The 10,121-nt window shown below is 65.7% G+C and carries 8 protein-coding genes and 1 pseudogene; 3 read left to right on the top strand and 6 right to left on the bottom strand.

Annotation, left to right across the window (positions count from 1 at the left end):
* The 6 genes and pseudogenes from ACFP9U_RS20675 to ACFP9U_RS20650 all read right to left on the bottom strand — a co-directional run.
* Positions 1-830, bottom strand: a pseudogene (locus tag ACFP9U_RS20675) (peptidase M14); the annotation flags it as partial.
* Positions 827-1,687 carry an ABC transporter permease gene (locus ACFP9U_RS20670; RefSeq protein WP_378624356.1) on the bottom strand — a complete coding sequence of 287 codons (861 nt, stop codon included), beginning with the start codon at positions 1,685-1,687 and terminating at the stop codon, positions 827-829. The gene ACFP9U_RS20670 and the pseudogene ACFP9U_RS20675, both read right to left, overlap by 4 nt.
* Positions 1,688-1,690: 3 nt before the next feature.
* The gene (locus ACFP9U_RS20665) at positions 1,691-2,614 is read right to left on the bottom strand and encodes an ABC transporter permease (protein WP_322449412.1); all 924 of its coding nucleotides are present in this window, start codon (positions 2,612-2,614) and stop codon (positions 1,691-1,693) included.
* A 72-nt stretch (positions 2,615-2,686) separates the two neighbouring features.
* Positions 2,687-4,219 carry an ABC transporter substrate-binding protein gene (locus ACFP9U_RS20660; RefSeq protein WP_378624354.1) on the bottom strand — a complete coding sequence of 511 codons (1,533 nt, stop codon included), beginning with the start codon at positions 4,217-4,219 and terminating at the stop codon, positions 2,687-2,689.
* The gene (locus ACFP9U_RS20655; RefSeq protein WP_378624352.1) at positions 4,216-6,087 is read right to left on the bottom strand and encodes a dipeptide ABC transporter ATP-binding protein; all 1,872 of its coding nucleotides are present in this window, start codon (positions 6,085-6,087) and stop codon (positions 4,216-4,218) included. Before ACFP9U_RS20655 ends, ACFP9U_RS20660 begins: the two co-directional genes overlap by 4 nt.
* Before the next feature lie 299 nt (positions 6,088-6,386).
* Complete coding sequence (locus ACFP9U_RS20650) at positions 6,387-6,542, bottom strand: hypothetical protein (protein WP_378624351.1); 156 nt, start codon at positions 6,540-6,542, stop codon at positions 6,387-6,389.
* A 207-nt stretch (positions 6,543-6,749) separates the two neighbouring features.
* Between ACFP9U_RS20650 and ACFP9U_RS20645 the strand changes: the two genes are divergently transcribed.
* The 3 genes from ACFP9U_RS20645 to ACFP9U_RS20635 all read left to right on the top strand — a co-directional run.
* Positions 6,750-8,288, top strand: a complete 1,539-nt coding sequence (locus ACFP9U_RS20645) for an ATP-binding protein (protein ID WP_378624349.1) — start codon at positions 6,750-6,752, stop codon at positions 8,286-8,288.
* Positions 8,289-8,298: 10 nt separating this feature from the next.
* Complete coding sequence (locus ACFP9U_RS20640) at positions 8,299-8,982, top strand: response regulator transcription factor (RefSeq protein ID WP_378624347.1); 684 nt, start codon at positions 8,299-8,301, stop codon at positions 8,980-8,982.
* 318 nt (positions 8,983-9,300) lie between these two features.
* On the top strand, positions 9,301-10,121 hold an 821-nt coding region (locus ACFP9U_RS20635; RefSeq protein WP_378624346.1), incomplete at its 3' end, for an ABC transporter substrate-binding protein.

The raw sequence follows: 10,121 nt of genomic DNA, 5'->3' as shown, positions 1-10,121 counted from the left end.
GCCTCGACGCGCAGCCGCGGCGCGCCCTCCCCCTTCAGGACCTCCGGGACGATCTGCCCGGGCCGCAGACCACGGTCGCCCAGCGGGCGGCCCGACTTCTTCTGGAAGATTTCGAGTACGGAGAAATAGAGATCCTCGTGCAGCGCCTCGCACAGGCTGATGGATTCATGGCCGTGGGAAAGCGGCCGATCGCGCACGGGCAGTTTGACCCGGACCGACAGGGCGTCGAAATATGGCTCCTCCTCGCCCCATGGATATCGGGCGATCACGTCGACTGCCGCGGAGAATAGAGCCTCATAGTCCGTCTCGAGACGCCGCTCCTCCGTGTCGCCATCGGGTCCCGTCCACTTCAGCCAGCCCGTCGGCGAGGTGACCGTCATGCCGATGGGATCGGTATGCACGCGGTTCGGCGCGAAGACGTCGATCTCTCGGCTGCGGCCGTCCGCCCGCACGAGAGCGACCCGATAGGTGAAACCGCCCTCTTCCCCCTCGGTGAAAACGAGCCTGGCGGGCGCCCCGAGCGCGGCCAGGGGGTAGGCTTCGAGGCGAAAGCGGTTCGGCATGTCGGCAAGCACTGGGTAGGTGATGCGGACCTCCTCGACGCCTTGAAGGTCGATCTCCTCCAGAAATGCGTGGACCAGCGGCTTATAAGCGCTGCGGATTCGCGCCGTAACACCATGCTCGGCAAGGCGCCGCTCGCCCGCCTGCCGCGCCTTGGTGTCCTCGAACACCCAGGCCTCGAGCTGGCCGCCCCGATTGGCCGGCGTGGCATGGTCAGCGACAAGCCGGTCCAGGGTGCGCTCGAAGGTCTTTTCCAGCAGTATCGTCATCGGCTGGTGCGTCCCGTCGGGTCGAGCGTGTCGCGCAGCCAGTCCCCCAAAAGGTTCAGGCCGAGCACCGTGAGGAGGATGGCAAGGCCGGGGAAGACGCTCACCCACCACGCCGTCTGCAGATAGGTGCGGCCCTCGGCCAGCATGCCGCCCCAGCTCGGGATCGTCGGATCGACGCCCATCCCGAGGAAGGTGAGGCTGCTTTCCAGAAGGATGTTGTTGGCGACGTTGAGCGTCATCAGCACGATCACCGGACCGATCAGGTTCGGAAGCAGGTGTTGGAAGAGGATGCGATGGTCGCGCACGCCGATGGCGCGCGCCGACTGGATGAACTCGCGGTCCCTCAGCGACAGGACGGAGCCGCGCACCAGACGCGCATACTGCACCCACTGGGATACGATCAGCAGCAGGATCGTATTGGTCGTGCTGCCACCGATGATGGCGATGAAGGTGATGGCGAGCAGGATGAAGGGCAGCGCCAGTTGCACATCGGCAAAGCGCATCACGAAGATATCCCAGAAGCCGCCGTAATAGCCCGAGACGAGTCCCAGGAGAACACCGATCACCACCGCACCCGCGGCGGAATAGAGCCCGACCTGAAGCGAGATTTCACCGCCCACCACGACGCGCGCGAGGACATCGCGGCCGAGCGGATCGGTGCCGAGGGGATGCGCCCAGCTCATGAAGGGCGGCGTCAGCCGCGCGGCGAGATCCACCGCCGAGCCACCGCCGGGGAACAGAAAGCCCGAGAAGAGCACGGCAAGCCCGATCCCGCCAACGAGGAAAACGCCGAGGATGAATTCCAGCGTCTTGAAGCGGTTGAGAGTGCCGCCCTTGCCGATGGTCCCGTCCGACATGGATCACTCCGTGCGTATGCGCGGGTCGACGAGGCCATAGGCGATGTCGACGGCAAGGTTGACGGTGATGATGAGCAGCGAGAGCACCGTGATGACGCCCTGCAGGACCGGATAGTCACGCGCGGCAACCGCCTCGAAGGCGAGCGTGCCGAGCCCCGGCCAGTCGAACACCCGCTCGACCACGACGATGCCGCCCATGAGCTGTCCGAACTGCAGGCCGAAATAGGTGATCAGCGGAATGGCGCAGTTGCGCAGCGCGTGCTTGTAGAGCACCGCGGTTTCCGAAAGCCCCTTCGCCCGGGCGACCATTACGTACTGGGAACGCAGCGTGTCCAGCATGGTGGTGCGAACCAGCCGCACATTGGTCGCCGTCAGGATCACGCCCATCGTGGCGGCCGGCATGATGAAGCTCTCGATCCCCTCCATCCCGCTCGGCGGCAGCCATTGCAAGGTGATCGAAAAGAGCAGGACCAGCATGATCGCCAGCCAGAAATTCGGGAAGGAAAGGCCGACCAGCGACAGGATGCGGATGAGCTGATCCGCCCATTTGCCGCGTGCCACCGCCGCCTGGATGCCGAGCGGGATCGAAAGCACGATGGACACCAGCATCGAGGCGAAGGCGAGCAGCAAGGTCGCCGGCAGCGCGCGGGCGACCAGGTCGTTCACCGGCGTGCCGCCCATGAAGCTGCGCCCCAGATCGCCGACCACGAGCCCGCGCAGGAAGTCGAGATACTGCGCGGCGAAGGACTGGTTCAGTCCCAGCGCCTGGCGGATGTTTTCCAGATCCTGCTCGGTGATGCTGCCCGCGCCCTGGGTCAGCATCAAGGCCGGATCGCCCGTCAGCCGAATGGCGAAGGAAACGATCAGCGTCACGACCAGGACGACGAAAATCGCCTGCAGGATGCGGGTGAGGATGAACTTCGCCACGGCGCCCTTTCCGGAATGCGATGCCTTTGAAGGCGACCGCTCCCGCCGGCACGCCGGCGGGAGCGGAAAGCCCTACTCGTCCGAGACCGAGACGTCCGTCAGCCGCAGGCGACTGTCGGGGGCCGCTTCGAAATTCTCCACCCGCTTGTTCACGCCGTAAAGCGCGTTGATGTTGTAAAGCGGGATCTCGAGCGCCCGGTCGGCCGTGTAGCGGGCGATCTCCTGCAGCATCTCTTCGCGCTCGGCGCGGTCGGTGATGCTGCGCTGGGCCTCCAGCATGCGGTCGAGCTCCGGGTCGCTGTCATAGGGATTCCAGCGCTCGCCCGTGTGGTACATCAGATAGGCCGTGTTGTCGTAGTCGAACGTCCAGCCGCCCCATTTCTGCTGGAACATCGCGCCCGTTCGTCCGGCCGGAATGATGTCGTTCAAAAGCACGTTGGTCTCGTAGGGCCGGATCGTGGCGTTGATGCCGACCGCCTGCAGATAGGCGGCCACGGCCTGCGCCACCTCGCCGAAAGTGGAATCGTTGCCGCGCACGTCGATCTGAATCTGCGTGCCGGGCTCCACCCCCGCCTCGCTCAGGAGCCGCTTTGCCTCGGCAGGATCGAAGGGCAGCGGTTCCATCTCCGGGTCATGACCGAAGGAGAGCGCGCCCTGGAAGCTGGCGATCGGCTCGGCCTGGCCGGCCAGGATGGAATCGATGATCGCCTGGCGGTCGATCGCCATGATGATCGCCTTGCGCACCCGCTCGTCCGCCGTGATGCCGGATTCGGTGTTGAAGCGCAGCGCCTCGACGGTCGGGCTCGTCACCGAGACGAGGTCGAGATCGGGGTCGTTCTCGATGGTGGGGATCATGCCGATCGGGATGGTCGGCGGGATGACGATGTCGACCCGGCCGGCCTGCAGCTCGGCGACGGCCGTCGCCGGCTCCGGAATGAAGCGGTAGGTCACCGTGTCGAGCTTCGGCGCGCCGCCCCAATGGTCGGCGAAGGCCTCGAGCCGGATTTCCTCGCGCGGCTCGTAGGAGACGAACTGGAAGGGGCCGGTGCCGACCGGATGGGTGTTGAAATGTTCGTCACCGTGCTCCTCGATATAGTCCGGCGGCACGATCATGGCGCCGTAGCCGGCGAGCTTCGTCAGAAGCACCGGATCGGGCTCCTTCAGGTGGAAGTCAACGGTGAAGTCGTCGATGACCTCGACGTTCTCGACAGCGACGTAGTTCGACTGCTGCGGCCCCTTCGAACCCTCCTCGCCAAGCAGGCGATCGAAAGTAAACTTCACGGCCTCGGCGTTGAAGGGCTCGCCATTGTGGAAGGTCACGCCTTCGCGCAGCGTGAAGCGGATGCGCTTTCCCTCGTCGAGCTCCTCCCAGGAGGTGGCGAGTGCCGGCACCAACTTCAAATCCGGGCCGCGATAGGTCAGCCCATCGAAGATGTTCGTGGAGACCGAGGCCCAGTTGACGAGAAAGGTATCGATCGGATCCCAGCTTCCCGGATCCTGCGGCGAGGAGATGGTGAGAGCGCCGGCGGCGTTGGCTTGCGACAGGGCGGCCGGGGAGGCAAGAACGGAGGTGGCCATGAAGGCCGTCATCAAGATTTTGGTCATGGGGAACTGAACTCCTTTGAATGCTCGGTTGAGACCTGTTGCGGCACCTGATTCTCGACGGCCACCAGATGGCCCGGTGCCGTTTCCTTCAGACTGACGATTTCCGGCTCGTTACCGGCGCGCCGCACCGGGCTCGGGATTTCCCCCTCCAGGAGCGGCCGGTCGCGCCTGAGCCCCGGCCGAGCGACGGGAACGGCCGACAGGAGCCGGCGTGTATAGGAATGACTCGGGTTCTCGAAGACGGCCTGCCGCGGGCCGAACTCCACCACCTGGCCGAGATAAAGCACCGCGACCCGGTGGCTCATGCGTTCCACCACGGCCATATCGTGGCTGATGAAGAGGTAGGCGAGCCCGCGCTCGGCCTGCAACTCCATGAAGAGATCGATGATCTGCGCCTGGATGGAGACGTCCAGCGCCGACAGCGCCTCGTCGGCAATGATCAGCTTCGGGTCGGAGGCGAGTGCACGTGCGATGGAGATGCGCTGGCGCTGACCGCCGGAGAATTCGTGCGGATACCGCCGCGCGTGATGCGGCTCGAGGCCGACACGCTCGAGAAGCGCGTGCACGCGCTTTTCCACCGCCTTGCCCGACAGAAGTCCGTGCGTATGGATCGGCTCGGCGATGGAAAACCCCACGGTGCGGCGCGGATCGAGCGAGGCGAATGGATCCTGGAAGATATACTGCACCTCCTGGCGCAGCCGCATGCGCCCGGCGCGGTCCATGGCCGAGACCGGCTTGCCGTCGAACAGGATCTCGCCCGCCGTCGGCTCCTGCAGCTGCTGGATGGTGCGCCCGATGGTCGACTTGCCGGACCCGGATTCGCCCACGAGCGCCAGCGTCTCGCCGGGAAAGATGTCGAAGCTCACCTTCTCGACCGCGTGGACACGATGGGTCACGCTGCCCCAAAAGCTCTTCTTGATGTCGAAGCGGGTCACCAGATCGCGAACGGAGACGACCGGCGGCGCGTCGTAGCGCGCCGTGTCCTGCGCCTTCGCCTCGCCGATCCGCCGACGCCGGCCCTCCTCCAGAACGATCAGCGGTTCGCGGCGCGGCAGCTTTTCGCCGGCCATGCTGCCGAGCTTGGGGACCGCGGCAAGCAGCGTCTGCGAGTAGATGTCGGCGGGTGCTTCAAACAGCGTTTCCACCGACGCCTGCTCGACCTTGCGGCCCTTGTGCATCACCACCACGTCGTCCGCCATTTCGGCGACCACGCCCATGTCGTGGGTGATGAAAAGGACCGACATTTCGAGTTCGCGCTGCAGGTCGCGCATGATGCTGAGGATCTGCGCCTGGATGGTGACGTCGAGCGCCGTGGTCGGCTCGTCGGCGATCAGAAGCCTGGGGCGGGAGGCGAGCGCCATGGCGATCATGACGCGCTGGCGCATGCCGCCCGAAAGCTGGTGCGGATAGCGCCTGAGGAGCGCCCCCGCGTCGGCCAGACGTACGAGTTCCAGGAGCCGCTTGGCCTCGGTCCGCGCGGATGCCTTGCTGCGGCCTTCATGGAGGATGAGCGCCTCCATGATCTGATCTCCGATCGTGAAGACCGGGTTCAGCGACGTCATCGGCTCCTGAAAGATCATGGCGATCTCTTTGCCGCGGACGCGCCGCATCGTCCGCTCGTCGCAACGCACCAGATCGGTTGCCGCCTTGCCGTTGTCGAAGAGAATCTCGCCGCCCGCGATCGTACCGTTGAGATGCTGCACGAGTTGCATGATGGCGAGCGAGGTGACGGATTTGCCCGAGCCGGATTCGCCGACGATCGCCAGCGTGCGGCCGGCATGAACGTCGAAGCTCAGATCGTCGACGACCCGAGTTTCCCCGAAATCGATGTCAAGGGAGCGAACGGACAGCAGCGGCCGAGCCGTCATCGCGCCCCGCCGCCCCTTGGCGGGATGCAAACGGCCGCAGAGATGGCCGCGCAGCCCGCCTTCCCCGACCCCTGCCGGAAATGGCCTTGGCTGCCCGCCAGCGTCAGCGTGAAGATCGTTCTTGCCTGCAACGGCAGCGCCCCGGATTTCGTTTCAGGGCACATCATCATTTTAACGATAAAATGTCAATAATGTGTTCTTAATCGGGGCGAGAGCCCCACACACCTATCCCGGCGCATGACGCCGGCAGCGCCCGGTCGGGTGCTGCTGCATTTTAAAGGAGATCGATCACGGCGGCACTACACCGCCGCGCGGAAGCCGGGCCGCTTCGCCCCGCCGTCGCGGCGAAGGAAGGCGCGGTCCTGCCATGTTATCTGGGCGACGGCGACAAGGAACTGAGGCGCGTGGGCGCCCCCATCGAGGCCCTCGCGACCGATCTCTGGCTGCTCACCCATGCGGATCTGCGTGCGAGCGCCAGGATCCGGGTGTTTCTCGATTTTCTCGCTGATGCTCTGAAGCGCCAGCGGGGCAGGCTCGCCGGGGAAGGTTGGCCATCCCGGCACGAAAGCGGCGATAAAGTTCCCGCCCGGTGAAATTCCCGCTGGAACACGGCCGCGCTTTGCAGAAAACTAGGCACCGGCCGCGAACCCGAGGGAGGAATGATGACCGGAATTCCCGTGAAGGAGTCGTCTTCCGTCTTGCCGCATCGCCATGCCCTGCGGCCGCTCGATCCCGCGCGAAGGGTCCTTGGCTCCGCCTTCCGCCGCCGGTGGTTCGATCTATGGGACCGGCTGTCGCTGCGCAGCCGAATTCTCGCAGCGATCGTCCTCATAAACATCATCGCCGCCTTGGCCGCGACGGCCGTGGTGGTCTACGACGCGCGGCAGGCGGCCCAGGCTGAAATGGCCGCCTCGATGCGCGTGGCCGAACGCCTGGTCCACGCGGCCGTGGAGCGCAGCGGAGCCGAAACGCCCCTGACGGCCCTTTTTCGCAACCTGACGCTTGAACTCGGGCAATTGCGGCACGTGCGGATCCTCTTTGCCGACAGCAACAGAGCACTGCCGTCGCTTCTGCCGGCCGAGGCGCTCGGCACGGCGGCCGACCCCGAGACGCACGTGCCGGGCTGGTTTACCGCGCTTGTCCGGGTCGACGACATCCGGCGCGAGATGAAGATCGTCTCCGACGGCCGGCTGCGCGGGTCGGTCGTCCTCGTCGGCCATCCCGCGGACGAAATCGCCGAGGTCTGGAGGGATACCAAGCACCTGGCGATCATCGCACTCGCCGTCAATCTGACGGTGATCGCCATTTTGTATTTCACCCTCGGACGCCTGCTCGATCCGCTCACCGGCCTGGCGCAAGGGCTGCGGCAACTGGAGCGGGGCCAGTTCCGGCATCGCCTCTCCAGGCCGCGAATCCGTGAACTCGCCTATGTTGCGGACCATTTCAATGCGCTCGCCGACCGCTTGCGGGCGGCAAAAGCCGACAACGGCCGGCTGTCGCGCAGGCTTGTCTCGGTGCAGGACGACGAGCGCCGGCAGATCGCTGCCGAACTGCACGACGAGATCGGCCCGTGCCTCTTCGCCATGAAAGCGAACATCGCTTCCCTGGATCAGTTGGCCGCGGAAGCCGGCGGAAAGCTGGCTGCGCCGCTGCGCGAGCGCGTTGCGACCCTCGGCGAGATCACGGACCGGATCCAGATGCTCAACCGCGGACTGCTCGGCAGGATCCGGCCGATGGCGCTCGGCCATGTGCCGCTTGCCGAGATCGTCACCGGCCTGGCGGCGGATTTCGAACGTCTCAATCCGCAGACCAAGGTGACCGCCGTTGTCGGGCCGCTCGCCGACAGCTATGGCGACTCGGTCGATCTCACGATCTATCGCTGTCTGCAGGAAGGCATCACCAATGCCGAGCGACATGCCCGGGCAAAGGCCGTCACCGTCAATTTGTCGGAGCGCAGCGGCGAACCGGGTGATGCACCGGAAGCTCTATCCGTCCTTTGTCTTTCCGTTCGCGACGACGGGCCCGGCATGGCCCGGCGCGCAAAAAAGGGCCTTGGCCTGACGGCTATGGAGGAGCGGGTCCGCGCCCTCGGCGGCACGGTCACCGTCGCCGGCACGCCTGACGGCGGAACGCGGCTCGAGGTGACGATACCGCTGGCCGAGGCGCCCTGCGGATGCGAACCTGGCGAAAGCCACCGTTGAGAGGAGTACGATGACCAGGGTCCTCATTGTCGATGACCACCCGATGGTCCTTCAGGGCTGCCGGAGGGTTCTGCAGGATGCCGGCGTCTGCGAGATTCTGGAGGCCAGCAACGCGGCGAGCGGATACCGGCTTTTCCGGCGCAACCGCCCGGACATCGCCGTCGTCGACCTTGCGCTCAAGGGCAACAGGCTGGGTGGCCTGGATCTCGTCGCCCGTATGCGCCTTCATGACAGCCGGCTTCCCATTCTGGTGCTCAGCATGCACAGCGATGCCTTCATCGTCAGCCGGGCCCTGCAGGCCGGCGCCACCGGCTATGTGCTGAAGGACGCCGGCCCGGGCGATTTCCTCGATGCCTTCGAGTCCGTGCGCAACGGCAAGCCCTATCTGAACCACGAGACGGCGGTCCAGGTGGCGCTGCATGGTGCGCGTCCCGCGATCGGCGGGCTCAGCGGCCTTTCGCCGCGCGAACTGCAGGTGCTCACCCTGCTCGCCGAGGGCAAGGCGTATCGCCAGATCGGCCATGAACTCAACGTCAGCTACAAGACCGTGTCCAATCTGTGCTCGCAGCTCAAGGGAAAGCTCGGCGTCCGCAATCTTCCCGAGCTGATCCGCATGGCTGTCCACTATGTTTCATCCACAACCGACCGGCAGCCCCGGTCCGAGCTTCAGCTCGGAGACGGTGGAACGGGCTGACGCCGTCCGGCGAAGGGGAAGAACGGGAGAACGCAAGTCCTCTTCCACGTCCGGTCGTTCCGTGGCGGGACGGGAAGTCGAGGAAGCTGATCGGGAACTTTTGGCAATGAAATCGAGAAGTGTTGCCGTAGCCTGGCACCGTCGACTTCAATAAGCTGCCCGGACTTGAAGACAAGCCGGCGTTTGGTCAGCGCGGTGGGGTGGACAGGTCCCCTCTTCGCAAGCTGCCGGAGATGGCCGGCCGAACGCTCAGGGAAGAGCGTTGCGCATGGGGCCTTTGCCTTCGTGCCGACCGACATGTGTACTGTGGAAAGCCGTATGGTGGAGAAAAGATCGATCATCGCCGTCTTCGTGGGGATGCTCATGTGCATCGCTTCCGGCACGGCTTTTGCCCAGTCGGATGAAACGGGAGACGCTCCGCTGGAAGTCAAGATCGGCTATCTCCGCGCGTATGCGCCGGAGCTGGCGCTGTCGGTTCTGGACATACCGCCGCGTGACGAGGGGGTTGCGGGGGCGGAGATTGCGGTTGCGGACAACAACACGACGGGCAGCTTTCTCGGCCAGGAGTTCGCGCTCGAGGTGCGCGAGATCGCGCCGGGGGCGGATGCGAGGGAGGCCTTTCGCGGGCTGGTGGAGAACGGCAACTGGTTCGTGCTGACGGACGTCTCGGCCGAACAGCTCGTCGCGATCGCCGACCTGGCGGCGGAGGCCGGCGTGATCCTGTTCAATGTCGGGGCGCCGGACGACATTCTGCGCGAGGAGGAGTGCCGGGCGAACGTCTTCCACACGGCGCCGACGCGCTCGATGCTGGCCGACGGGCTGGCGCAGTATCTGATGTGGAAGCAGTGGCGGCGCTGGGTGCTGATCCACGGCTCGCACGATGCGGACCGGCTGTTCGCCGAGGCGCTGCGCCGAGCGGCGGAACGCTTCGGCGGCGAGATCGTGGCCGAGAAGCTCTACGAGGACCGCGGCACGGCGCGGCGCGCCGATTCGGGCGTCACCCAGATCCAGCGCGAGATGCCGGTCTTCACGCAAGGCCTGCCGGAGCACGACGTGGTGCTGGTGGCCGACGAGAGCGAGGTGTTTGGCACCTATCTGCCCTACCGCACCTGGGTGCCGCGGCCGGTGGCCGGCACGGC

The organism is Nitratireductor sp. GCM10026969, from assembly GCF_042660605.1.
In the GTDB taxonomy this organism is placed as follows: domain Bacteria; phylum Pseudomonadota; class Alphaproteobacteria; order Rhizobiales; family Rhizobiaceae; genus Chelativorans.
Note: the sequence above shows the minus strand (reverse complement) of the source record. Positions and strands in the feature narration are given on the sequence as shown.